Raw genomic sequence first — 23,998 nt, forward strand, 5'->3', positions numbered from 1 at the left:
CCGAACTCGATCACGGGAGTTCCTCGGCGGCGGCGACCAGGTCCGCCTCGGTCTCCCAGCGGTGGAGTCGCCCCTCCGACTCGAGCAGGTCGAAGACGCCGTCCTGCATCCAGCCGAAGGGATGGTCGTCCTCGCCGTCCGGGTACTCGCGCTTGAGGACGTGACTCTTCTCGAAGAACTCGGACGTGCCGGCGAGCAGCCCCTGTTCGACGAGGAAGTCGCTCGGCTCCTTCTCGGCGACGCCGACGACGTGCGTGACGAGATCCGCGATGAGACAGAACTTCTGAATCCCGTTTTCCCACTCGCCGCGAACGTCGACCATCCGGAACGCGTAGGCATCGGATCGTCGATTCAACCGGTCGACGACGAGGTTGAGCCGCCGGATCGGTTCGCGGTCGTAGCTACCGAGGACGAAATAGGAGCGGTCGCTCTCGTAGATCGGCGTCAGCTCGCTCAGCGAGTGCAAGATGGCCTCGTTGTCCGCGAGCGAGATGTCCTCCCGGTCGAGTCGCTCGTAGGCACTCGTGAGGACCGACTCGGGGACGGCTGGCTTTGAGTCTGTCATGTGCAATGAGTGTCGGCAATCGACCATAGTAGTTTCCGGGTCGTTTCCGATTTTCCGATTCTTCGTTCTCAATCGAGAAAGGGACGATAGAGGACCCCAGGACCGAGAAAGTAAGGGACAAGTATCGGAAATCAATCGGAATTCGACGAGTTCAGTATCTTACTTGAGAGTGATTTACTCCAGAGTAACTTACTTGGTGTCCCAGCACGTAGCCCGCCGTATGAGTACCCGGCTCGGCACGTCCGAGGGACCGAACACCCGCGAGCTCCTTCACTTCGTCACCCAAGAAACGCGATTTGCACTGCTCATGAACGTCTTGCAACACCCCGAGCAACTCCCCTCGATGTACGAACTCGAGCAGTTGAATCCGAGCGTTAGCGAGGCGACCGTGTACAAACACGTCCAGAAACTGATCGAGGCCGGGATGCTCGAAGGGGTAGAGCTGTCCGAAGACGAGCGCCAGCAGGGGTATCCCTGGAAATTCTACAGGCTTACTGCTGAGGGGCGGCAGTTTCTCGACGAACACAATCTGCTCGCCGCGGAGGAGACGCTCCAGCACCTGTACGAGACGATTTCCGATAAATCGGCGAAGATGCAACGGTACGAGAGCGCGCCGCGGCCGTCCGTCGAGTGAGTGGCGCGCGGGCCGCATCGTTCAGCGCACGTCCGCACCGGTCGAGTGTAACCGCGGATTCGGCGGGGTGGGCGACGGGATGAATCAGGAGAACCGCGAAGCGATGTCCGCCTCGGTGATGATGCCGACCGTCTCGCCGGCTTCGGTGATCATGACGGCCTTGTAGTGCTCCAGCAGATTACTGATCTCATCGAGCGTCGCGTCCTTCGAGACGGTTGGGAAACTCTCGCTCATGTGGTCCGCGATCGGCTCATCACGGGCCGCAGCGTCCAGGTGGACGAGGTCGCTCTGACTGATCGAACCGACGGGAATGCCGTCCTGGATTACGGCGAGTTGCGAGTAGGCTTCCTCTTCCATCTTGCGTGCGGCTTCCGTAACGGGGTCGTCCGGCGACACGTTCACGACGGCTTCGTTCATCAAGTCTTCCGCGCGCACCACGTCGCTTTCGGCCTTCTCCAGCGCGTTGACGATCCGTCGAAGCGTCGAGAGGCGGGGGTCGACGTCGCCGCCCTCGATCCGGGCGATCAGCGGCTGAGAGACCTCGGCCTTGTCGGCGAGTTCACTCTGCGTTAACTCGAGTTCGGTCCGGCGCTGGCGGAGGTCCGCGGGCGTGGGAAGTTCCATATCGGTGAATAACCAGGGGTTATAGAAAGTCCTTTGGGTGGCTGGCAGTCCGCGTCCGGAGCAGGGTGTCGCGGGGGCTATTCGTCCTCGGGGACCTCGATGATTTCGACGACGGAGAGGGGGACATCTCGGAGCGCGCCGCCGACTTCGCTCTTTGCGATTCGGGAGGCGTGTTCCTCGCTGTCGGCGTTGAAGACCTCCATCTCGAGAGCGAGGCCGACGAGCGCGGTTTCGGCTGCGACGAACGCCGAATCGAAGGGCTCACCGCACGCGGGACAGCCCGTCGCGCCGACTTCGACTTCGACGTAGTCCATATCTTCGCTGTTGAGACGTTTGCCGGCTTCGCTGACCGCGACGCCGATCGCGTCGTCGATCGCGTCGACATCCCGAACGAGCCATGCTGCTTCCATCGCGACGAGGTAATTGCCCATATTTCCTGGTCGGTCCGGGGGGTTTCCTGTCTTGCGGTTCGATGCTGACCGGAGAGCAACCGCACGAGTGTTGCTTATACTGCCAGACGAAAGTCAGTGAACACTCGATCGCGTCTCACGGAGCGTCGCTTGTGGCGACGACCGTTCGAGTGCGATCGACGTGTGAATAGTTTTGTCCGGCAGTATTACCCGCGTGTGCCAGCGACTTGGCGCGCACGCGAATCCGATCATCCCTGTAAGTTATGCAAATTGAGCCAGTCGATTCCCGCCTGCATAGCCGGATGTCGGGACGAGTACAGGTTCAGTTGCTCGAACTGAAAGTGGTTTTGAATCGCAGGACGGCGTCGCCCCTATCTGGAATTAACAAACATTATGATTTTTCCATCTTACAAACGCTTATATATCACCTCCGTCTGTCCCACGACTGAACGCTGATGATATCCCGCGTCTACCGCGCAACGCTGTTCGCACTGTACCAACTCTGCATCGTGGCCGGTATCGTCGCCATGCCGCTCGCAATCGCCGCCCGCCAGGCCGGAATCACGCTGCCCATCCACCGACTCATCGACACCGTCGAAACCGCTTACGACGCCTCCCAGCCCTGATCACTCGCTGAACTCGTTTGCTCGGCTGTTCGTTTCGACCCGGTAGCGACGCGAGTATCCAGTAGTGCGCCGAGCCGAAGCTGAACTCGGACGAAGCGGAAACAAGGACGATGACCGCCGATGTTTTATATCGTGCCGGTCGTAATCTTCGGTCAATGCGAGCACCACAGCATAATTCGGAGTTTTCCCGGACGGTCGATCAGTTGGCCGACGATTCGAACCCTTACGCGCCGGAGGTCGGATCGCTGCCGCAGAACGACCTTTCGCGAGCCGATCTGGACAACGTCAACAAGACGGGGACGACGACGATCGGCATCACGACCGAGGACGGCGTCGTCATCGCGACGGACATGCGCGCCAGCCTCGGCGGCCGGTTCGTCTCGAACAAGAACGTCCAGAAGGTCGAGCAGATTCACCCGACCGGCGCGCTGACGATGGTCGGTAGCGTCGGCGGTGCCCAGTCGTTTATCTCGAGTCTCCGCGCCGAGGTCAACCTCTACGAGGCCCGACGCGGGGAGCCGATGAGCATCGACGCGCTAGCGACGCTCGCCGGTAACTTCGCTCGCGGCGGTCCGTTCTTCGCGATCCACCCCATCCTGGGCGGCGTCGATTCGGAAGGCAGCCACGTCTACAGCATCGACCCCGCAGGCGGCGTCATGGAAGACGACTACACCGTCACCGGCAGCGGAATGCAACTCGCCTACGGCCTGCTCGAACAGGAGTACGAGGACGGCCTCTCGAACGATGACGCGACGACGATCGCCGCCCGCGCGATCAAGTCCGCCGCCGAACGCGACACCGGCTCCGGCAACGGCGTTTTCCTCTGTGAGATCACCGACGAGGGCGTCGAGATCAACGGTCACCACGACTTCGAGGAAGTCGTCTGAACACAAACGACCTCGATCCCGAGTTCAGGAGCACCGGCCCGTCCACTGGGGCTGTTGGCAGCTTTTCTGGCTGGTGCTATTGTAGTGTAGAGATCCGTATCGTTGCTGTCGGTCCGCTAGTGGAATAGTGGCTTGGCCGACGAAAACCGAGACTGGACGCGAGCCGCGTTCAGTCGTCGGCAGCCCGTTCTGCGTCCGCGCGCTCGTTCGTCGAATCGAGGACCTCCTCACGGTGTTCGTCGAGCAGCGGGGCGCGGCCGCGCGGTTCGGGAGGCGTCTCGGTCATCTTGATCGGCGAGCCGGCGATTTCGACTACCTCGTCGGTGCCGGGTTGGTCGACCGGGACGAGCATATCGCGCGCGTGGACGTGCGGGTCGTCGAAGATATCCTCGGTGTTTTGCACCGGCGCGACGGGCACGCTCCCCTCGAGTTCAGCGACGAGTTCGTCCGTCGTTCGATCCGCGGCCCAGTCGGCGAGTTCGGCGCGCAAGAACTCGCGGTGTTCGAGTCGGTCGGCGGTGGTGGGGTAGTCGTCGGCGAGGTCGTCGCGGTCCATGGCGGCGCAGACCTCGGTCCAGTGGTTCGTGCCGAATGCGGCGATGACGGCGTGGCCGTCGGCGGTTTCGAAGGCGTTGTAGGGGAACAGCGTGGGGTGGGAGTTGCCCTGTCTGGTGGGCGGGGTGCCGGTGTAGGACTGCTGGTAGATGGCGCGTTCGGTCATGCTGATCATCGAGTCGTACATGCCGGTGTCGACGTACTGGCCCTCGCCGGTCTGTGCGCGGTGGTTGACGGCGGCGAGGATGCCGATGCAGTTCAGCGTGGCGGTGAAGAGGTCGCCGATGCCGGGACCGACCTTCGTCGGGGGGCCGTCTTCCTGGCCGGTGATCTCCATGACGCCGCCCAGGGCCTGGGCGATGAGGTCGAAGGAGGGCTGGCCCTGCCGGTCGGTTTCCCCGGTGCGCGGGTCGCCGAAGCCCCGGATCGAGGAGTAGATGAGTTCCGGATTGAACTCGGTGAGCGTCTCGTAGCCGAGGTCGTACTTTTCCATCGTGCCCGCGCGGTAGTTCTCGACGACGATGTCGGCTTCCTCGACGAGCGAGAGGAAGTCCGCGCGGTCGTCCGCGTCGGTGAAGTCGAGTTCGATGCTTCGCTTGCCCCGGTTGACGCTCTGGAAGTAGCCGCCGTAGGCCTCTTCGTCGGGATCGTCGACGAACGGGGGGTTCGATCGGATGAGGTCGCCGCCGGGACGTTCGATCTTGACCACGTCGGCACCCATGTCCGCGAGTAACATCGTACAGTACGGGCCGGCGAGGACCTGGGTTAGGTCCAGCACGCGCAGGTTCGAGAGTGCGCCCATGGTGTGGGTGGTTGCGATACCGCCACCTAAACCTTTACCATCGATCATGTAGGTGTGAACTTGTGACATAGAGGGGCTGTTAAGGTGTTTAAGGAATATTATCATGGAAGATCATTAGGTTTATACCCAAGTTCCTCATGGTTCTGCACACGATGTCCCAAACGGTCGTCCTCGGCGTGATCGGCTCGGACGCTCACGTCGTCGGCATTACGATCCTAGAGCAGGCATTCAGTGCAGCAGGCTTCGACGTCATCAACCTCGGCGTCCAGACCTCCCAGGAAGAGTTCGCCGAGGCCGCGGTAGCACACGATGCCGAGGCCGTACTGGTTTCGTCGCTCTACGGCCACGCCGAGCAGGACTGCCAGGGATTCCACGGCGTGCTCGAAGATGCGGGTGTCGATGCGCACACCTACATCGGCGGCAACCTCGCCGTCGGCCAGGACGACTTCGAGCAGACGCGGGCGACGTTCGAAGAACTCGGTTTCGACCGGGTCTTCGACTCGGAGACGGACCCAGAAGAAGCGATCGCTGCGCTCCGCCAGGATCTCCAGATTACGCCGACGGAGACAGAGCGCGCGACGATCAGTTCCTAGATGATACGAGACGAACGCATTCCGGCCGAGGAGCTACGGCGTATCGACGAGGAGATTCGGGCCGACTGGCCGACGGGTGCAGACGTCGACTTCGACGAGGCGATCGCGTACCACGAGTCGCTTCCCGCGAGCAAGCGCTTCGCCGACGTTCTCGAAGAGGCGACCAAACCACTCTTGCAGCCGCGGGCCGGCGTGCCGCGCCTCGACGATCAGGTCGAACTGCTCGAGTACCTCCACGGAGAGGGGAAAGCGGATCTCCTCCCGACGACGATCGACTCGTACACGCGCGATAACGAGTACGAGAAGGCCCAGGAGGGACTCGAGAACGCCCGCGAGAGCGGCGAGGACACCCTCAACGGATTCCCGGCGGTCAACCACGGCGTTTCGGGTTGCCGGGAGTTGATCGAGGCGATTGACGCCCCGATCGAGGTTCGCCACGGGACGCCCGACGCCCGCCTGCTGGCGGCCATCACGTTCGCCGGCGGCTTCCAGAGCTTCGAGGGCGGTCCGATCTCGTACAACATCCCCTACACCAAGCGCCACGGCTTGGAGGAGACCATCGAGAAGTGGCAGTTCGTCGACCGGCTCGCGGGAGCCTACACGGAACGCGGCGTGCGGATCAACCGCGAGCCGTTCGGGCCGCTGACCGGAACCCTGGTGCCGCCGTCGATCGCCATCGCGATCATGCTGGTCGAGGGACAACTCGCCGCCACGCAGGGCGTGCGCTCCGTGACACTGGGCTACGGCCAGGTCGGCAACGTCGTCCAGGACGTTGCAGCGCTGAACGCCCTGCAGAAACTGGGCGACGAGTTCCTGCCCGACGAGGTCGTCGTCACCACGGTTTTCCACGAGTGGATGGGCGGCTTCCCGCCGGACGAGGCCCGCGCCAACGGCGTGATCAGCCTCGGCGGGATGACTGCCGCCATCGCCCGGCCGGACAAGGTCATCACCAAGTCCCCCCAGGAGTTCCAGGGCGTGCCGACGAAAGAGGCGAACGCCTCCGGACTGCGCACGACGCGCCAGGTCATCGACATGGCGATCGAGCAGGAGATCGACATCGACGGTATCGCGGAGGAACAGGATCTGATCGAGCGCGAAACGCGGTGTCTCATGGACACCATCCTCGAGCACGGCGACGGCGACGTCGTCCAGGGGACGATCAAGGCGTTCGACTCGGGCGCACTCGACGTGCCGTTCGCACCGAGCGACAGCGCGAGAGGGGCCGTCCTCCCCGCGCGGGACGACGACGGCCGCGTCCGCATCTTCGAGTGGGCCGACCTCGCGATGGACGACGACATCAAGGAGATCCACGGGGCGCGACTCTCGCGGCGTGCGGACACCGAAGGCCGCGACCAGTCGTTTCGCATGGTTGCAGACGACGTCGACGCGATCAGCGACGGAAAACTCATCGGTCGCCCCCAGAACGCGGGGGACGTCTAAGACGACGCGTACCAGTCACCCGCAACATCACCTTACCCTCAATCCCAACCCCAACCCTGACCCTAATCTCAACCTCAACCCAACCCAACCCAACCCAAACCTCAACGCCAACAATGGAAATCACAGCCATCCACGCAACCCCCGGCTACGCCGGGTTCTTCTTCGACGACCAGCGCGCGATCAAGCACGGTGCACAGCAGGACGGGTTCACCTACACCGGCGACCCCGTCACCGACGGCTTCGAGGAAATCCGCCAGGCCGGCGAAACCCTCATCGTCGACATCGAACTCGCGGACGGCACGACCCACCGCGGCGACTGCGCCGCGGTCCAGTACTCCGGCGCGGGCGGACGCGATCCGCTCTTTCGGGCCGACGAGTTCGCGCCCGTCGTCGAGGGACCCGTCGCTGAAACGCTTGTGGGACGAGACGCAAGCGAGTTTCTGGCGAACGTCGACCGCCTCGAGGAGATAGCGATCGGCGGGAGCCAACTCCATACTGCGATCCGTTACGGCGTGTCCCAGGCGCTGCTCGCGGCAGCCGCCGCAGCCGAGAGCACGACGCGCACGGACGTACTGGCCGACGCACTCGGCACGGCCCCCGCGACGGAACCCGTTCCGGTCTTCGGCCAGTCCGGGGACGACCGCTACACGAACACGGAGAAGATGTTCGTCAAGGGCGTCCCTGTCCTTCCGCACGCGCTGATCAACAGCGTCGAGAAGATCGGCGAGAACGGGGAGACGCTGCTCGAGTTCATCGAGTGGCTCACCGAGCGCTCGCAGGAACTCGGTCCCGACGACTACGAGCCGCGATTCCACATCGACGTGTACGGGATGATCGGGGAGGTTTTCGGCGGCCCCTACGATCGCGACGAGGTAGTCGAGTACTTCGCCGCCGTCGAGGACGCCGCGGGGCCGTACCCGATCCAGATCGAGGGACCGATGGACGCCGGCGGTCGCGAGGATCAGATCGAGGCGATGGTGGAGCTTCGGACGGGACTGCAGGAGGCCGGCGTCGGCGTCGATATCGTCGCCGACGAGTGGTGCAACACCTTCGCAGACGTGCGGGCGTTCGTCGATGCCGGCGCAGCCGACGTCGTCCAGATCAAGACGCCGGACCTCGGTAGTGTCCACCGCAGCGGGCAAGCCGTCCGCTACTGCGATGGGACCGAGACCCGCGCGTACCTCGGGGGCACCTGCAACGAAACGGCAACGTCCGCACGCGCCTGCGCACACGTCGCGCTCGCGACCGACGCCGCGCAGGTCCTCGCAAAGCCCGGCATGGGGTTCGACGAAGGCTACATGATCGTCGAAAACGAGATGCGGCGGACGATCGCGCGCCGAAACCGAAGCCGGCAATCCGAACTCGACGCCGACGAGGTGACTGCAGATGACTAGGGAATCACAACGGGATTCCGAAACCGGGAGCGGGAGCGGAGAGCGAAACGAACTGCGACCGATTGACTGGACGGATTCCGACACGTTCGCGCGGGCACTCGAGCAATCCGAGACGCGAGAGAAGGGCAACTGCTTCGAGGACTTTGCCGAGGGCGACCGCCTTCAACACGACCCCGGCCTGACACTCACCCGCTGGGGCAACGAAGCGTGGATGAGCCAGACGCTCAACCACGATCCGGCCTACTGGCGTTCCGACGCCGCCGCGGAGCGGGGCTTCGACGAGCCGCCGATCCACCCGGACTACCTCACCGCCGCCACGCTCGGCATCACCGTCGAGGACCTGAGCGAGAAGGGCGGTTACTTCCTCGGACGGACGGATGTGCGATACCCCGGGACTCCCGTGTACGCCGGCACCGAACTCCGCGTCGAAAGCGAGGTCGTCTCGACGGCGACCTCGAGTTCGCGCCCCGAGTTCGGCATCGTTACCTGGCGGACGAGGGGGAAAGACGCCGCGACGGGCGAGGTGCTGTGCTCGTACGAGCGGACGAATATGATTCCGCGGCGGGAGCCGGTCGCGACGGACGGCGGCGGGAGTGCTACAGCGGCCGATGCCGACGGAGACGAAGAGGGTTCCGGTCTCCCCGAAACGTTCGTCACCCCCGATGGGGGCTTTTTTGAGGATTTCGTCGATGCGCTCGAGACGGCCGAAGGACGCGACGCTGCCGTCGCCTACCGCCACGAGCGCGGGCGCACCCAGGACGACGTGACCGTGGCCTCGCTACCGCTGGCGACGCTCAACACGGCCAAGCAGCACCACAACGTCGACGTGATGGGCGACTCGCCGTCGGGCGACATCGTCACCTACGGCGACGTGACCCGCTCGACCGCGCTTGGCCACGCTCGCTCGGACGAGCGAACCTGGCGCGAGGTCGGTTTCGACGACGAGAAGTTCCACACGTTCGTCGCACCCGGCGACACCGTCTACGCGTTCACGCGCGTGCTCTCGGCCGACAACGACGCCTCGATCGATGTGGCGGGAACGGTCCGGTTCGAACACATCGCGTTCAACCAGGACGACGAACCCGTGTATTCGGGAACCAGAATCGCCGAGATTCGAAAACGCACAGCCTGAGAGAGAGAGAGAGTACCCGCGATCCGATTCACCAGACAACACAGCCAATCCAGACATGACCGACGACATCCGACTCTGCCGAACCTTCCAGACCGCACCGGCCGCCGTCCCGAAAGACGACTCGGCGAAATACCTCGTCTCCGGCCTCGAGGCCGAGGGCTTCCAGGCACCCGACTGGCTCGTCCCCGACCTGGAGGACGGCACCGCTCCCGACATGAAAGCTGAGGGGCTCGAAAACACCATCGACCGCGTCCCCGAGTACGAGTTCCCCGGCGAAATCTGGCCCCGCGTCGAGTGGAGCTACGAGGACGCAGACTACCGCGAGAAGGGCCGCAACCAGATCGATCAGCTCGTGGACGAACTCGGCGACGACATCGAGGGCGTCGTCGTCCCCAAGGTCGGCCGACTTGAGGACGTCCAGCGAGCGGCCGAGGTCGTCGCCGAGGCCGAGTCCGAACACGGCTATCCGGACAACTCGATCGGCCTCTCGATCATCGTCGAAACCGGCCGGGCCAAGTCCGACCTCCGAAAGATCGCCGCCTTCGGCGCGGAATCGCGACTCACCGCGCTCGTCTTCGGTCCCGTCGACTACACCGCCGAACTCGGCGGGCGCGACCTCGGCGACGGCCGCCCACGCTGGGACGGCCTGCTCGAAGAACTCTCGAACGAGGCCAGCGCCGGCGACTTGCTCTCGATCGGCGGCCCGTTCGACGACCTGTTCAAAGAACGCGCCGGGCTGACCTACTACAACGCCGACGAGTACGCCGATCAGGTCGAACACGAGGCCCGGCTCGGTCTGGACGGTTCCTGGTCGCTCTATCCCAAACAGACCATCCAGGCTAACACGATCCACATGCCCACGCCCGCCGAACTAGAACGCGACGTGCACAAGATCGAACGGTTCAACGAAGCCAAACGTGAAGGCACCGGCGCGGTCACCATCGACGGCCAGATGGTCGACGAAGCGACGTTCAAGAACTTCGAAAATACGGTCCAGCAGGTCCGTGCGATCGACGACCGGCGACCGGCCCAAACCGCAGAGCGCTACGACGAATCACTGTTAGAACGCGCGCGTGAACTCGAACTTTCCTACCAGTAGCGTTCGAGAACAGCCGGTCCGACTACCAGCAGCTCTATACTGTTGTTTCGTCACGGGGCGTCGGCGTCTTGTGTGTACCAACAGTTGTTGCGTGGGTGTATCGAGGAGAGCTATTCACGGGTTTGGATCCGACGAATATTCGTCAGTCCGATAGCTTCTGGTCTCTCTTCTCTAGAGGGGACTCATACATAGACGTATAGTCTGCTACTAGAAACAGCTTAACCCGGTTACGGAGAATAGATGTCTGAACGCCGATAGAGATCGACCCACCACCCACTCCAAACAGTTTCTCATGAACACAGTACCGAAGTTCAGCGATGGTGTCGAATCACACCACAAACGGTTCGATGTCGATGAGTACAGTGATATTTACGTCGTTGGAGACGTCCACGGAAGCCGGGCCACTCTTGAGACGCTTCTTTCGGACCTCGGCCTGAACGACGACGATCTCGTTATCTTCGTCGGTGATCTGGTGCGAAAGGGACCCGATAGCCCCGGTGTGATCGATCTTGTCCGCGAAGATAGTCGTTTCATCAGCGTTCGCGGGAACAACGAGCAGAAAATCGTGCGTGGCCGCAAGGATCCTGAATGGCTCCGTGAGGGGGATCGTGCGTATTTTGACTCGCTCCCTGTTGTTATCTCCTTTGCGGACGCACTCGTTGTCCATGGTGGCGTTGACCCCAAGCGAACATTGAAAAACCACTCCGTTGAAGAGCTATTGACGATGCGTGCACCACACGGTGATGGGTATAATGGACCGTTCTGGTACGAGAGTTATGACGGTCCATATCGTGTCTTCTTCGGACACACCGTTCACAACCGTCCGGTTGAGCGAGAGTTCGCCGTCGGCCTCGACACCGGCTGTGTCTATGGTGGCATGCTCACGGCTTACAATTACCGGTATGACGAATTTATCACTACCGACCAGACGACAACTCACCAAGAGCGAGACGACTCAAAAGTCGTTCACCCGGCTTGAATCGGTTTTCTACCGTGAGGTTGGACACACTCCGACAACGTTCTAGATATTCCGAATTCGAATAACCGTGTTCGGAAATATCGGCGTTATACGTACTCCGATCGGAGACGGTTCCGTGCCCCCTCACGTGTCTTGAAATATCGGCGGTCGCCGTCAGTTGTTCGAACTGCCCAGTCGTAGATTTCGCTGTTAGGACGATACCAGTACTCGGAATACGCGTCGAACACAGGTTTCTCTCCGCCGTCTGACCGGGCCTGAGTGATTGTCTCGTCGTGCGTAGAGTTATCCGATTTCTCGCGACCGGCATCTGCATCGGTTTCGGACGCGTCCGCAATGAGGAGGTCCCCCTCGATGAGATCTGTATCGACCATCAGTCCCGATTCACTTCCGCGATCGAGAGCCGCTTTCGTGGCTGTCATCAGTATCTCTTGGATGTCCCGTATGGAGTCATCATCCGGGGTGATTTGTTCGTAGCTTCCGTCGCTTTGCATCACCCACCGACGGCGGTTGTCCGCCATTGATGACTCCAAAATGAACCGGAGTTGTCTACGCAGTTGTGTCTCCTGAACGGGAGTAACGGCTTCCACCCGATAGTCGAGATTCCGTGTCATCCAATCGGCCGACCCAATGTACCATTCAGGCTTGCCACCGTTTTCGAAGTAGAAGATTCGAGCGTGTTCGAGGAATCGGCCGACAATCGAATGGACAGTGATGTTCTCGCTCAACGCTTCGATACCAGGGCGGAGCCGACAGATGTCCCGAACAATCAGATCGATCTCAACACCGGCTCTTGAAGCGCGATAGAGTTCCTCGACCATCGAGGGATCTTCGAGTCCGTTTACCTTCACGACGATCCGCGCCCGTCGGCCCGCATCGGCATGGTCAGCTTCCCGTCTAATCATCTCCGTAAACCGCTCGCGCATCGTTACAGGCGCGATTAGGAGCTTCCGGAAGCGATCATCGAGCGTTGGGCCGGTAAAAAAGTTGAATACCTTCGTGAGGTCGTGGCCAATGTCCTGATTGGCGGTCACCAACCCCAGATCAGAATACCCCTTTGCCGTCTCCGAGTGGTAATTTCCCGTCCCGACGTGTGAGTAGAGTCGAACACCGTCGTCTTCCTGCCGAACGACGAGCGCAGTCTTAGAATGCGTTTTCAGGTTGACGGTCCCGTAGGCGACGTGGATACCTTCCTCCTCGAGTTGTCGAACCCACTCCAGGTTATTCTTCTCGTCGAAGCGAGCCTTGAGTTCAACCATCACAGCCACCTGCTTGCCGTTCTTGGCGGCGTCGATGAGACTTTGTATCACTTTCGAGTCACTCGCCGTCCGATAGATGGCCGCTTTCACTGCGAGCACGTTGGGGTCGTTTGCCGCCGCGTTGAGAAACTGTTGTACCGTCCCTTCGAAGGAGTGGTACGGATGATGTACAAGGACATCCCCCTCTCGGATTTCATCAAAGATAGCCATCGGTCCGTCTTGAGTATCGCTTGTCACCGATCGAAATCGGGGATGTGCTCGTGGGGTCCACGAAGACCGCTTGAGATCAGGACGGTCCAGTTCAGTGAGTTCGAAAAAGTCCTCGAAATCGATCGGTCCCTCCCGATAGAACACTTCCCGATCATGCACATCAAGCTGCGCTTTGAGGGTCGAAAGCGACTCGGCTGGCATATCGGCATCGACTTCCAGCCTGACGACTGTCGCAAAGCGACGCTGCTCGAGAACCTCCTCAACCATATCGATGAGGTCCTCAGCGACCTCTTCGTTACGCCGCACCTCAGCGTTCCGAGTCACTTTGAATTTCGACACGTCGCGGATGTCGAGATCGGGAAGCAGTAGATCAAGATTTGCTTCGATCAACTCTTCGATGAGAATATACCGATCCGTTCTGTCGGGAATCGCTATCAACCGCGGCTGGTTTGATGGGATTTTGATGCGAGTGAACGTGGGGTCATCAGCCTCGTCCGACGAAAGTACAGCAAGAGAAAGTGAGAGATTCGAAATGAACGGAAACGGGTGAGCCGGGTCGAATGAAAGAGGCGTCAGCGTTGGCAGTATCGACTCCTCGAAGTACGTCCGTACCGTTTCGCGCGTATCCGCCGATAACTCGTCGAGATCGCAAATCTCGATACCTTCATCAGCGAGCGTAGGTTTGAGCGTGTTTTGCCAATACACTGATTGCTGGCGAAAAAGCGGACGTGCGGTATCAAGCACCTCGCGCCACTGTTGTTTCGGCGTTCGACCATCCGGCGTCGTCTCGGTCACGTCGGCTTCGATCTGCTGTTTGAGCCCACCGACGCGCTTCATGAAGAACTCGTCAGTGTTCTTGGTAAAGAACGCAAGAAACCGAAGCCGTTCGAGTGGTGGATTGCGCTCGTCCATCCCCTCACAAAGAACACGCTCCTGAAAAGCAAGTTCTGAGAGTTCCCGGTTCAGGTAGTACTCGGGGTTCGTGAGGTCTCTGTCGCTCATTGATGCACCCCATCGCACCCATGCGACAGTGTCCCCCCAAATCGACGTGGCTGACCGCTCACGTGATCGAGTTCAAATCGTGTCGGTCGATTTCCGCCGATCGGTCTCTGTTGAACCGGTGGCTCACAATTGCGTCCCACACTGGGCACTGCATTCGATACCGAACACCCAGCCCGTCGAACAGCCGTCCGTAACCAGCCGAGTACGCCTCTCGTCCCGTCGACATCCGTGGCGATCGTTCGCATGCGATCGGTCTGTGAACCGAGTTGTCCGAGAGTATCAGGCTTCGGCATAGGGCTGGAAAGTGATCGTTTCAGTTGACAGTTCAGACTCTCTTATCGGGGTCCGAACGAACTCGTGTGACTCTATCGCACGTTCCACTGCGTCACGTCTGCTCAACTGGCTCCGGATCGCAGCTAAACACTCATCAAGAATATGAGTATATCTCTGGGTAGTGCCAGTCGTGCGACACTCCCGGGTCGAATGGACATCTCCGGTTCCCCCACGTATTCGATCGGGCTTGTGGATCGAACACTGCCAGAGATAGGATTGTGGCATACCCGGTAAAGAATCATCGGACTACAAGTAACCCACTTAATAGCTCTATGTATCAATATGTATTTATTACCGTCACCGTCTGCGGGAACGGTCATCTGAGCGGTTGTTACGATGCGGACTCCACGGTAGGTAGTGTTGATGTCCGCTGAGCACCGACGATCCGAACGAGCGACGAAATTGGGGCACCTGCGCTGTGGGTGGTAGCCGCTTGAACGCGTGGAGAGTAACAGCAGCGGAAAGGAGACCACCTCGAACCAGGCACACTTCGCTGCGCGTGACTGAAATGGTTTAATTCAGATTACACAGGAGATCTCATAAATACGGTCCCAATGGCAACGATTGGGGACGGAAACTACGGTCGGTACGAAGCACTTCCGTGATCCAATCTCGTTCGTCGCAAAACGGTGGGGTTGGGATTTGAACCCAAGAGGCTGACGCCACCTGCTTTCAAGGCAGGCGCAATAGGCCGCTCTGCCACCCCACCTCACCTGCGTCTTCCCCGTGCGTTCAAAAAGGGTTATCGGTCTCTGTCCGCTCGAGCGTTTCGTCCGGGCCGACTGTCAACCCGAGTTCAGCAACGGCGGCAGCCATTGTGTCTGTCCCCGGTCGACCAGCCTGCTGGCGCGCCTCGAGAGTGGCGATGGTTGCACACAGCCCGGACTCGGTCGCGATAGTCGGGAGCATGGGCGCGAAGCCGAGTTTGAGGTCGGCCTCCGCTGCTGCCGTCCGTTTTGCGAGCGTCGAGACTGCCGGCGTTTCGTACGCGTCGGTGAAGTCTATCGGCTCGGTAAAGCCCGCGAAGTACGCCCGGCCGTTGGAGGAAGGGCCGAGGACGACGTCGTGGCGGCGTAGCGACATCGCCGCCCCGTCGAGTTCAGTTCGGGCGACGAGCGGGACCGTCGGTTCGAGGACGCCGACCGCGTCGGCCTGATCGCGCTCGAGTAAGTGCGTGACCGTGTTTCCGATGCGGGCTGCGTGCGTGGAGCCGACCTGGCGTTCGAATCTGACGGTCTCGGCGTCGGTCGGTTCGAGCGCCGCCGCAGCGAGTTCACGGACCGCGGTCTCAGCGTCTCCCGTTCCCGCCTCAGCGGCCGCGTCCGGTATCGTCTCCTCGTCGCGGTAGTTGAGCAGGACGTCGCCGCCGCTTTGCTCGGCGGCCCGCACCACGTCGGTGACGGCGGCTTCGTAGAGCGTCACAGCCGCTGATTCGGAGAGCGGTGTCGACTCGACGAGCGACGGCAGGACCAGCCCCGGCCACGGCGGGTCGACGGGAACGACGACGATCATACTGACTCGTCCGGGACCTGAACTCTTGAACGCGGCGCTTTGTGCGGATCGAACCGGGAAACTCGGACGAATTATAGGGGTGGAGGCTGTGCACCCGCGTATGACCGATCGATCACTCACGATCGAGGGACTGCTCGGAACGGGAGTCGTCGGCGTGCTGGCGGCGCTCGGCGTCTACGGGTTCACAACTGGCTACCTGCTCGAATCTCCCGGCCGGTTGTTCGCGCCGTCGGTTGCGACGCTCGGGATTGTCATTGCGGTCGTCGGCACGCTGGTACTCCTCGGCGCGCGTTCGAAGCGGTGGCGGCAGAATCCGTACTGGTAGCGCTCGCGGCTTCTGGTCCGGTATCGCGCTCGTTACCGTTTTTGTCGCCCCTTCGTCTGCCGATAGTCCGACGCCATGAGGTCGACGAAGTGTTCGATCCAGGCCTGGGTTTGCGTCGGGGACTGGTCGCGGGGCGCTTCCATCGGCACGAGTTCGAAGCCGCGTCCGCGGATCGTCGTCGCGTGGGCGTCGGGAAGGACGAGTTCGTCCGCCGGCGTCGTGGTGTAGTCGGTGCCGAGGACGGAGAGCGCTCGGTCGCCGATGGGGACCAGGATTTCGGGGTTTATCATCCGGATTTCGGCGTTGAGGTAGGGTTCGCAGGTGTCGATTTCTTCGTCGGTCGGCGGCCGCTCCGGATGGCGACAGCGCGTGAGAGACGTCAGATAGACGTTCTCGAGTTCGGGCTGGTCGGGAGGAGAGGTGGTGTCACAGAGGGCCAGCCGTTCGAGGATGCGGCGGAGGTCGTCGGGGGTGTCCGTGCTGGCCGTCGCGTCGGTGTCCGCGTCCGCCCCGGTGTCCACCTCGGTACCCGACTCCGCCGCGGAATCGCGCGCGACGAGTGGAATCCCGCTCTCGTCGGCCGCTCGACTCGGGCGTTCACCGACGAACAGGAAGTCAGCACCGACGTCGCCGTAGCCGTGGACGACCTGTGTGCGCGTCTCGCAGAGCGCCGGGCAGTTCCGGCACTGCTCGTCCATGCTGAACGGGTTCGCCCGCGTTTGCTGATTCGCGTCCACACTCGGATCTCGGCGGGGACGACCAAAAGCACCGCGACTGCACGGAGCGTCAGCGACCCAGCCCGCCGCGCTCGTTGACTTCGAGAATGAACTTGACGTTGCGGACGATCTCCTCCGGAGACGTGTCTTCGTCCGCGTCGTAGAGGTCGCTGGTCCGGTACAGGATGTTCGCGAGTTGCTTGCTCTCGCTCGACTCGCCGCGCACGTCGTCGGCAATGGCTCGGATGCGCTCGACGCGTTCCGGGTCCGGACTGAACTCGTCGATTTCAGCATCGTCGTCTCGCTCAGCGCCGTCTTCACCGGCATCCGGTTCCGGAACCGTATCGTCCGCGCTCTCGTCGGTCATTGGTCCGGCGAGGGCGTCTCCGTCCGACTTGCCTGAGACACGCCGCGCCGGTGGACGATCCCCGTGTTATTCGCGACGTTCTGGGTGATCGTTCTGAACGCATCGCCGGTCTCACTATCGTTGTCGAGGACGGTCGGCTCGCCGCCGTCGCCGCCCTCGCGGACAGCCGGGTCGAGCGGGATCGAGCCCAGAAACGGCATGTCGTGAGTCTCGGCGAACTCCTCGCCGCCGCCGGAGCCGAAGATGTCGTGTTCGCCCCCGCAATCGGGACAGGCGAACGTCGACATGTTCTCGGCGATACCGAGCACGACGGTGTCGTGTTTGGCGAACATCTCGAGGCCCTTGCGGGCGTCGTCGAGCGCCACATCCTGGGGCGTCGTGACGATGACGGCACCGGTGACCGGCATGGTCTGGAGCATCGTCAACTGCGTGTCGCCGGTGCCCGGCGGGAGGTCGACGACGAGGTAATCGAGGTGGCCCCACTCGACGTCCTCGGTGAGCTGCGTGATGACCTTGTGGACCATCGGGCCGCGCCAGATGACCGGATCGTCCTTCCCGGTGAGAAAGGCCATGCTCATCAGCTTCACGCCGTACTTTTCGGGCGGCACGAGCGTCTCGTCCTCGGTGGCCATCGGCGGCTCGTCGGCGTCGACCATCCGCGGCACGTTCGGACCGTACACGTCGGCGTCGAAAAGCCCGACGCGCGCCCCCAACTGCGAGAGCCCGGCGGCGAGATTGACCGCGACGGTCGACTTGCCGACGCCGCCCTTGCCGGAGGCAACGGCGATGACGTTCTTGACGTTCGGCAGGACCTGTTCGTCGGTTTCGAAGTCGTCACGGTCGGGAATACTCGCGGAAAGGTCGGGTTCGAGTCCCTCCGCGACGAGCAACTCGCGGATCTCGGCGGCGATGTCGGACTCAGTTGGCGAGTACGGTGCGCCGAGTGCGAGATCGATGGCAACCTCGTCCCCCTCGACAGTCACGTCGTTGACCAACCCGAGCGAGACGATATCGTCGCCGAGTTCAGGATCATCGACCGACCGAAGGCGGTCGCGAACGGCGGCTTCGTCCATGTTTGAAGGTACCTCCGGGCGTCGAAAAGGGTTGTGTTCGCGGGGGCGACGACACGGCCGGTCGACTCAGGGATCAGGGGTTGAAGTCGAACCGCGGCCCGCCGTAGGTCGGCGGGTCGGGTTCGAGTTCAACGCCGCGCTCGTAGCGGACGAAATTGAGGTAGAACGGGCGGCCACAGCCGTCGATCGGGCTCCCCTCACGATCGGTAACGGTGCCGTCTTCGCCGCAGAGAAAGGCGATTCCGTCCGCGGATTCGCGGGTTGCCAGGCCGTCGGTCGGCGTGGCGTACTCCCAGCCCGGCTGTGCGTGTTTCGTGACCGAGCGGTCCGCGAGGTCGGGACCGCGTTCGATGCTGTGGACGGCGTCGCAGTGGGGACAGGTGTATCGGACGGTGACGGAAGCCATCGGTGGCGGATCTAGGACGGCGCGAACCGTAAGGATGCGGTCGCCGTGACTGCCGCCACCGCCGGGACCGAACTGTTTACCGATTGGCGACCGGACGGACGGCCATGACCGATCCCGACCCTCAACCCGAGGCTGAGGCCGAACGGACAGCCGAGTTCGACCCCGAAAAGTTCGAGGAGAAGTACGTCCACTACTTCGACGAACTCGAAGAGGCGTATTCGAACGCCTACCAGCAACTCCACGGGCAGGTCGATTCCGAGGTCCTTCGAGCGATCGACCGACAGGTGTTGAGCGAGAGCGAACCGGTGTACGAGGGCAGCGGCGAGTTCAGCGTCGCCCTCCCCGAGAACCCGCGGGAGCGAGTCGGCGCTGTCGACGACGAGGAGTTCGAGGCCGTGCTCTCCGCGTTCACCGAACGGATCGAACGGGAGTTACAGCGGCTCTTCGAGTTCGGGGACTGGACTGCGGAGTGAACTCGCGGTGTCGATCGCTGACTGAACAGGGCTGATTCGATCGCCGGACCCGGAACACCTTTTGCGCTTACGGGAATCCATGCAGGTATGATCGACGAGACGGTCGAGGAGATTCAGGAGATGCAGACGCACAGCTCCTCGGTAGTCGCCGTAAACGCGACGCGGGCGCTCGAGGAACTGCTCGATCGGGAGTTCGCGACCGCCGAAGAGTACGTTCGCGCGCTCGAGCGAAACGGCTCGGTGCTCCGGCGGGCGAACCCCTCTCACGCGTCGCTCCAGAACGCGGTTCGCCAGGTCGTGGCGGCCGTGACCGAGGCCGACCCCGAGACCGTGACGGAAGCGAAGATACTGACCCAGGAGGAGATCGACGCGGTCGTCTCGCGGGTCGAATCCGCCAAGGAGCGGGCGGCCGAGAACGCCGTTTCCCGCCTCGATGACGGCGCGACGCTGCTGACCCACGACTACTCCTCGACCGTCATCGAGGCGCTCGAACAGGCGACGGACGCGGGCAAGACCTTCGAGGTTTACGTCACCGAAGCGCGACCGCGGTACATCGGCCGCAAGACGGCCCGCCGGCTCGCCGACCTCGACGGCGTCGAGGCGACGCTGATCGCCGACAGCGCAAACGGCTACTATCTCGAGGAGTGTGACCGCGTCGTCGTCGGCATGGACTGCATCGTCGAGGACACCCTCTACAATCGCGTCGGGACGTTCCCGATCGCAGCGACCGCGAGCGAACTCGACGTTCCGGTGACCGTTCTCGGATCGGCCTCGAAGATCGTCGGCGAGGGCTTCGTCTTCGAGAACGAGTTCAGGTCGGGTAGCGAGGTCATGCCGGAACCGGCGGAGGGATTCGACGTGGAGAACCCGACCTACGACGCGACGCCGGTGGCGTTGCTCGAGAGCGTGATCACCGACGAGGGACGAGAGACGTTCTGAGTGTCCGGCTTCCCGTTTCGCGTCGCCCGCTGATTCGTCGTTTCATCGTGGCACCGATTCGCCGGTACTGGGTCGCTGTTTCACGGCGTTGTCGGCCCCCATCGAACCCGAGACGACGAGCGGTCAGCGTCGCTGACGGTCACGATCCCGTGACGACAGCCTATGCCGGTGTCCGTCGTACTGGGAGTATGCGCCTCGTCCAGGTGTTCGTTCCAGCGGGTGATCTCGAACTCGTCCTCGAGCGGGCGGAGGCGGCCGGCGTCGACTACGCCGTCTCCGAGGAGACGAGTAACGACGAGTTCGAGGCGCTCGTCTCGATTCCCGTCCCGCCGGCCGCCGTCGAACCGCTCGTCGCCGACTTTCGGAAGGCCGGCCTCGACGAGTCCTCCTACACGGTGGTCACGTCCGCGGAGACGATCGTTTCCGACCGGACCGACGACTTGCTCGGCCGGTTTTCCGGCACCCGAATCTCTCGCGAAGAGTTGCAGTCCCAGGCGGTGGCGCTCGCGCCCGCGAGTTCGACGTACTACACGCTGCTCATCGTCAGCACGGTCATCGCGACGGCCGGCCTGTTGCTTGACTCCGCGGCGACGATCATCGGCGCGATGGTCGTCGCACCGCTTATGGGACCCGCGCTCGCGGCGAGCGTCGGCGTCGTCGTTGACGACGACGAACTCGCGAGACGCGGGGTCGTCTTGCAAGTCGTCGGCCTTCTTGTCGCCGTCGCAACGGCGGCGCTGCTGGGGTGGCTCCTCAGGGGAACGGTGTTGTTGCCGCCGGGCTTTGACATCACGACGGTACCACAGATCCGCGAGCGGATCACGCCGAACGCGCTGGCGCTGTTTCTCGCGCTCGGCTCCGGCGTCGCCGGCGTCATCAGCCTCATCCGCAACGTCGGCTCGGTCCTCGTCGGCGTCGCAATCGCCGTCGCGCTCGTGCCGCCGGCCGCGACGGTGGGCCTCGGAATCGCCTGGGGGCATCCGGAGGTCGTCGTCACCGCCGGCACGCTCGTTCTGGTCAACCTGCTCTCGATCAACCTCACCGCGTTACTCCTGCTCTGGCTCTCCGGCTACCGACCGCACCGCGTCGGGAGCGTCGACCGCGTCTACGGTCGCCTTCGATCGCGGATCGTCGTGTTGGTCGTCGCTATCGCCGTCCTCTCGGTGATCCTCGGGGGCGTCACCTACGGCACCTACCAGACTGCAGCCGTCGAACACGACGCGCGAACCGAACTCGACGCGATGAGCGACGAGCCACCGTTCGACGAGCTCGTCCTACGAGAACTCTCCGTCCAGTACGAACTGATCGACCTCTACACCGGCGACGTGCCGGTCGTAACCGTCCTCGTCGAACGCCCGCCCGGCGAGACGGAACCACCCGACTTCGCCGAGCAAGTGCGTGAACGACTCGAAACGGCGACGGGAACCGAACTCGAGGTCGTCACCGAACTGGTCGACACGCAGCGAAGCGGCTAATCGGGGGCTGGTCACTCGCGCTCGCCGAACGATCGGGGCGCGCCCGCCGTCGGACTCGCCCACGCGACGGCGTTTCGGAGCACCCGCCGAATCTCCGCGTTCTCGTAGATCGGATACGTCTCGTGGCCCGGTCGGAAGTAGAAGATGCGCCCGCTTCCGCGACGATAACAACAGCCGCTTCGAAACACTTCGCCGCCCTCGAACCAGCTCGTAAAGACCAGTCGGTCCGGCTCCGGTACGTCGAACGGCTCGCCGTACATCTCCGTCTCCGGCAACTCGATGCACTCGTCCAGCCCGTCCGCGATCGGGTGGCCGGGATCGACGACCCACAGCCGTTCCGTGCCGCCGTCTTCGCGCCACTGGAGGCTACACGACGTTCCGAGCAGCCGCTTGAATATCTTCGAGTAATGTGCGGAGTGGAGGACCAGCAAGCCCATCCCCTCGAGCACGCGCTCCTGAACGCGGTCGACAACCTCGTCTTCGACCTCGTCGTGCGCCTCGTGTCCCCACCAGAGCAACACGTCGGTCGCGTCGAGTACGTCCTCGGTGAGCCCGTGTTCCGGTTCGTCGAGTGTCGCCGTCCGAACCTCGTACTCGACGCCGTCCTCGATCTCGGCTTCCTCGCCGGTAAACACGGTTGCAAGCGCCTCGTGAATCCCCTCCGGATACACCGCCGCGACCTCCTCGTCCTCGCGCTCGTGTCTGAACTCGTTCCAGATCGTAATCGTACACATTGGATGTGGGTCCACCATCGACGGCCTTAGCTCACCTGGTCTGTCCTGCATTCACGTGCCACACCACCGACTCATGTCAGATAAAATAATTCACAGTAATGCAGAGAGATGGGTCGGTCACAACCCTTATTTTGATCGCTGCCCGCGTCTCTCTATGAACTGGGACTGGGCGCTTACGACATCGAACACCCTCATTTCTCGCCTCACACCACCCTCACAACAACGACAGGGTGGTTCTCGGTGAACGGAACGAGCATCGGCGTCGGCATCGTCGGGCTCGGCGGCATGGGTCACCACCACGCACGAAACGTCGAAGAACTCGGTGCCACCGTCGTCGCCGGTGTCGATCTCGTCCCCGAACAGCGCGAACGCTTCGCCGCAGAGTTCAACGCGAAAACGTACGAAACGCACGACGAACTCGTCGTCGACGATGCGGTCGATGCGGTCGTCGTGACGACGCCGAACCGATTTCACGAACCGATCACGGTCGCCGCGCTCGAGGCCGGCTGTGACGTGCTCGTCGAAAAACCCCTGGCACACACCCTAGAGAGTGCAGAGCGGATCGCAGCGGCCGAAGCGGAATCGGACGGATTCTGCATGGTCGGCTTTCACAACCGACACGCGGCCTCGATGGCGATGTTCGAGGAACACCACGCCCGCGGTCGGTTCGGCGAGCTGACCCACATCGAAGCCAACTACGTGCGGCGACGCGGCGTCCCCGGACCGGGCTCGTGGTTCACCAACAAGGATCTCTCGGGCGGCGGCGCGCTGCTGGATATCGGCGTTCACGCGCTCGACCTCGCACTGTACGCGCTCGATTTCCCCGACATCACCGAAGTCTCCGGCATCGCCAGGACGACGTTCGGCGGGCGCGAGGACTACGCGGACCCCGACGGATTCGGCGACAACTGGGATGCAAACGCCGAAACGTACGACGTCGACGATTCGGTCAGCGCGTTCATCCGCTGTGCCGACGGACAGACGATCTCGCTTGAGGCCGCGTGGGCGACGAACCGCGAGGAGAGTATGGACTTCCGAATCCGCGGCACCGAGGCCGGCGCACAGTTCGACATCGGCGATACGAAGCTCCAGATTCTCGGTGCGAGTGCAACCGGCGCCGATCACTACACTGACACAACCTGTACGGGCGATACGGGACTAACTGGCTATCTCGAGCAGGACGAGCGGTTCCTGACGGCCGTCGCCACGGGAAGCGAGCCGACGACGAATACGCTCGATGAGGCGCTCACCGTCCAGCGCGTCATCGACGCGATTTATCGCTCGAGCGAGACAGGCCAAGCCGAATCGATCGAATCACGGCCCATCCCACAGCCGGTCGAGAAAGAGGCCGAAGCGGACCAACAGCCGGAAGCCGGAGCCGAAGCTGATCTCTGAACTCGGTCCTCACCGACCCGCCTCGGAACCGTCCGTCGGACG

The 23,998-nt window shown here is 62.6% G+C and carries 25 protein-coding genes and 1 tRNA gene; 14 read left to right on the forward strand and 12 right to left on the reverse strand.

The window, feature by feature from the left end:
- Positions 1 to 10: 10 nt before the first annotated feature.
- Positions 11 to 565 (reverse strand): hypothetical protein, encoded by a 555-nt coding sequence (locus SM755_RS04520; protein ID WP_323171620.1) that lies wholly within the window; start codon positions 563 to 565, stop codon positions 11 to 13.
- 220 nt (positions 566 to 785) lie between these two features.
- On the opposite strand from SM755_RS04520, the gene SM755_RS04525 reads away from it, so the two are divergent.
- Positions 786 to 1,199: a PadR family transcriptional regulator gene (locus SM755_RS04525; protein WP_323171621.1), complete on the forward strand. Its 414-nt coding sequence runs from the start codon at positions 786 to 788 to the stop codon at positions 1,197 to 1,199.
- 84 nt (positions 1,200 to 1,283) lie between these two features.
- Here SM755_RS04525 and SM755_RS04530 read toward each other — a convergent pair whose 3' ends face one another.
- Complete coding sequence (locus SM755_RS04530) at positions 1,284 to 1,823, reverse strand: CBS domain-containing protein (protein ID WP_006663961.1); 540 nt, start codon at positions 1,821 to 1,823, stop codon at positions 1,284 to 1,286.
- 77 nt (positions 1,824 to 1,900) lie between these two features.
- Entirely contained in the window at positions 1,901 to 2,254 is a 354-nt protein-coding gene (locus SM755_RS04535) for a DUF555 domain-containing protein (protein WP_006663960.1), read from the reverse strand.
- Positions 2,255 to 2,688: 434 nt separating this feature from the next.
- Here SM755_RS04535 and SM755_RS04540 point away from each other — a divergent pair, with 434 nt between their 5' ends.
- Both SM755_RS04540 and psmB read left to right on the forward strand, forming a co-directional pair.
- On the forward strand, positions 2,689 to 2,859 hold the full coding sequence (locus tag SM755_RS04540; RefSeq protein ID WP_006663959.1) for a hypothetical protein: 171 nt from the start codon (positions 2,689 to 2,691) through the stop codon (positions 2,857 to 2,859).
- A gap of 155 nt (positions 2,860 to 3,014) precedes the next feature.
- Positions 3,015 to 3,746: an archaeal proteasome endopeptidase complex subunit beta gene (gene psmB / locus SM755_RS04545; RefSeq protein WP_006663958.1), complete on the forward strand. Its 732-nt coding sequence runs from the start codon at positions 3,015 to 3,017 to the stop codon at positions 3,744 to 3,746.
- A 169-nt stretch (positions 3,747 to 3,915) separates the two neighbouring features.
- Here psmB and mct read toward each other — a convergent pair whose 3' ends face one another.
- A complete protein-coding gene (gene mct / locus SM755_RS04550) occupies positions 3,916 to 5,103 on the reverse strand; it encodes a succinyl-CoA:mesaconate CoA-transferase (protein WP_323171876.1) in 1,188 nt (395 codons plus the stop codon).
- Positions 5,104 to 5,240: 137 nt separating this feature from the next.
- On the opposite strand from mct, the gene glmS reads away from it, so the two are divergent.
- The 6 genes from glmS (at position 5,241) to SM755_RS04580 (ending at position 11,740) form a co-directional block, all read left to right on the forward strand.
- Positions 5,241 to 5,696, forward strand: a complete 456-nt coding sequence (glmS, locus tag SM755_RS04555) for a methylaspartate mutase subunit S (protein ID WP_323171622.1) — start codon at positions 5,241 to 5,243, stop codon at positions 5,694 to 5,696.
- A complete protein-coding gene (locus SM755_RS04560; RefSeq protein WP_323171623.1) occupies positions 5,697 to 7,136 on the forward strand; it encodes a methylaspartate mutase subunit E in 1,440 nt (479 codons plus the stop codon).
- Positions 7,137 to 7,249: 113 nt separating this feature from the next.
- Positions 7,250 to 8,530: a methylaspartate ammonia-lyase gene (locus SM755_RS04565; protein WP_323171624.1), complete on the forward strand. Its 1,281-nt coding sequence runs from the start codon at positions 7,250 to 7,252 to the stop codon at positions 8,528 to 8,530.
- Complete coding sequence (mch, locus tag SM755_RS04570; RefSeq protein WP_323171625.1) at positions 8,523 to 9,662, forward strand: 2-methylfumaryl-CoA hydratase; 1,140 nt, start codon at positions 8,523 to 8,525, stop codon at positions 9,660 to 9,662. Before SM755_RS04565 ends, mch begins: the two co-directional genes overlap by 8 nt.
- Positions 9,663 to 9,717: 55 nt before the next feature.
- Entirely contained in the window at positions 9,718 to 10,761 is a 1,044-nt protein-coding gene (citE, locus tag SM755_RS04575; RefSeq protein ID WP_323171626.1) for an L-malyl-CoA/beta-methylmalyl-CoA lyase, read from the forward strand.
- 292 nt (positions 10,762 to 11,053) lie between these two features.
- Positions 11,054 to 11,740, forward strand: coding sequence for a metallophosphoesterase family protein (locus SM755_RS04580; protein ID WP_323171627.1), 687 nt, complete (start codon positions 11,054 to 11,056; stop codon positions 11,738 to 11,740).
- A gap of 86 nt (positions 11,741 to 11,826) precedes the next feature.
- Here the strand turns inward: SM755_RS04580 and ppk1 are convergent, their stop codons facing one another.
- The 3 genes from ppk1 to SM755_RS04595 form a co-directional block, all read right to left on the reverse strand.
- A complete protein-coding gene (gene ppk1 / locus SM755_RS04585; protein ID WP_323171628.1) occupies positions 11,827 to 14,208 on the reverse strand; it encodes a polyphosphate kinase 1 in 2,382 nt (793 codons plus the stop codon).
- Between the two features lie 960 nt (positions 14,209 to 15,168).
- Positions 15,169 to 15,250, reverse strand: a tRNA-Ser gene (locus SM755_RS04590).
- A 23-nt stretch (positions 15,251 to 15,273) separates the two neighbouring features.
- A complete protein-coding gene (locus SM755_RS04595; RefSeq protein ID WP_323171629.1) occupies positions 15,274 to 16,053 on the reverse strand; it encodes a hypothetical protein in 780 nt (259 codons plus the stop codon).
- A gap of 100 nt (positions 16,054 to 16,153) precedes the next feature.
- On the opposite strand from SM755_RS04595, the gene SM755_RS04600 reads away from it, so the two are divergent.
- Positions 16,154 to 16,378, forward strand: coding sequence for a hypothetical protein (locus tag SM755_RS04600; protein WP_323171630.1), 225 nt, complete (start codon positions 16,154 to 16,156; stop codon positions 16,376 to 16,378).
- Positions 16,379 to 16,410: 32 nt separating this feature from the next.
- Here SM755_RS04600 and SM755_RS04605 read toward each other — a convergent pair whose 3' ends face one another.
- The 4 genes from SM755_RS04605 to SM755_RS04620 form a co-directional block, all read right to left on the reverse strand.
- Positions 16,411 to 17,076 (reverse strand): uracil-DNA glycosylase, encoded by a 666-nt coding sequence (locus tag SM755_RS04605; RefSeq protein ID WP_323171877.1) that lies wholly within the window; start codon positions 17,074 to 17,076, stop codon positions 16,411 to 16,413.
- Between the two features lie 88 nt (positions 17,077 to 17,164).
- Positions 17,165 to 17,461 carry a hypothetical protein gene (locus tag SM755_RS04610; RefSeq protein ID WP_323171631.1) on the reverse strand — a complete coding sequence of 99 codons (297 nt, stop codon included), beginning with the start codon at positions 17,459 to 17,461 and terminating at the stop codon, positions 17,165 to 17,167.
- Positions 17,458 to 18,534, reverse strand: coding sequence for an Mrp/NBP35 family ATP-binding protein (locus SM755_RS04615; RefSeq protein WP_006663942.1), 1,077 nt, complete (start codon positions 18,532 to 18,534; stop codon positions 17,458 to 17,460). Before SM755_RS04615 ends, SM755_RS04610 begins: the two co-directional genes overlap by 4 nt.
- Positions 18,535 to 18,607: 73 nt before the next feature.
- On the reverse strand, positions 18,608 to 18,940 hold the full coding sequence (locus tag SM755_RS04620; RefSeq protein WP_006663941.1) for a hypothetical protein: 333 nt from the start codon (positions 18,938 to 18,940) through the stop codon (positions 18,608 to 18,610).
- A 104-nt stretch (positions 18,941 to 19,044) separates the two neighbouring features.
- On the opposite strand from SM755_RS04620, the gene SM755_RS04625 reads away from it, so the two are divergent.
- The 3 genes from SM755_RS04625 (at position 19,045) to SM755_RS04635 (ending at position 21,827) form a co-directional block, all read left to right on the forward strand.
- Entirely contained in the window at positions 19,045 to 19,413 is a 369-nt protein-coding gene (locus SM755_RS04625) for a DUF5783 family protein (protein ID WP_323171632.1), read from the forward strand.
- Between the two features lie 87 nt (positions 19,414 to 19,500).
- Positions 19,501 to 20,352 carry a translation initiation factor eIF-2B gene (locus tag SM755_RS04630; protein ID WP_323171633.1) on the forward strand — a complete coding sequence of 284 codons (852 nt, stop codon included), beginning with the start codon at positions 19,501 to 19,503 and terminating at the stop codon, positions 20,350 to 20,352.
- Positions 20,353 to 20,540: 188 nt separating this feature from the next.
- Positions 20,541 to 21,827, forward strand: a complete 1,287-nt coding sequence (locus SM755_RS04635) for a TIGR00341 family protein (RefSeq protein WP_006663938.1) — start codon at positions 20,541 to 20,543, stop codon at positions 21,825 to 21,827.
- 11 nt (positions 21,828 to 21,838) lie between these two features.
- On the opposite strand, the gene SM755_RS04640 is transcribed toward SM755_RS04635, so the two are convergent.
- Positions 21,839 to 22,561 carry a ThuA domain-containing protein gene (locus SM755_RS04640; RefSeq protein WP_323171634.1) on the reverse strand — a complete coding sequence of 241 codons (723 nt, stop codon included), beginning with the start codon at positions 22,559 to 22,561 and terminating at the stop codon, positions 21,839 to 21,841.
- A gap of 240 nt (positions 22,562 to 22,801) precedes the next feature.
- Here SM755_RS04640 and SM755_RS04645 point away from each other — a divergent pair, with 240 nt between their 5' ends.
- Positions 22,802 to 23,956: a Gfo/Idh/MocA family oxidoreductase gene (locus tag SM755_RS04645; protein ID WP_323171635.1), complete on the forward strand. Its 1,155-nt coding sequence runs from the start codon at positions 22,802 to 22,804 to the stop codon at positions 23,954 to 23,956.
- Positions 23,957 to 23,998 lie beyond the last annotated feature (42 nt).

This window comes from Natrialba sp. PRR66 (genome assembly GCF_034808065.1).
In the GTDB taxonomy this organism is placed as follows: Archaea; Halobacteriota; Halobacteria; order Halobacteriales; family Natrialbaceae; genus Natrialba; species Natrialba aegyptia.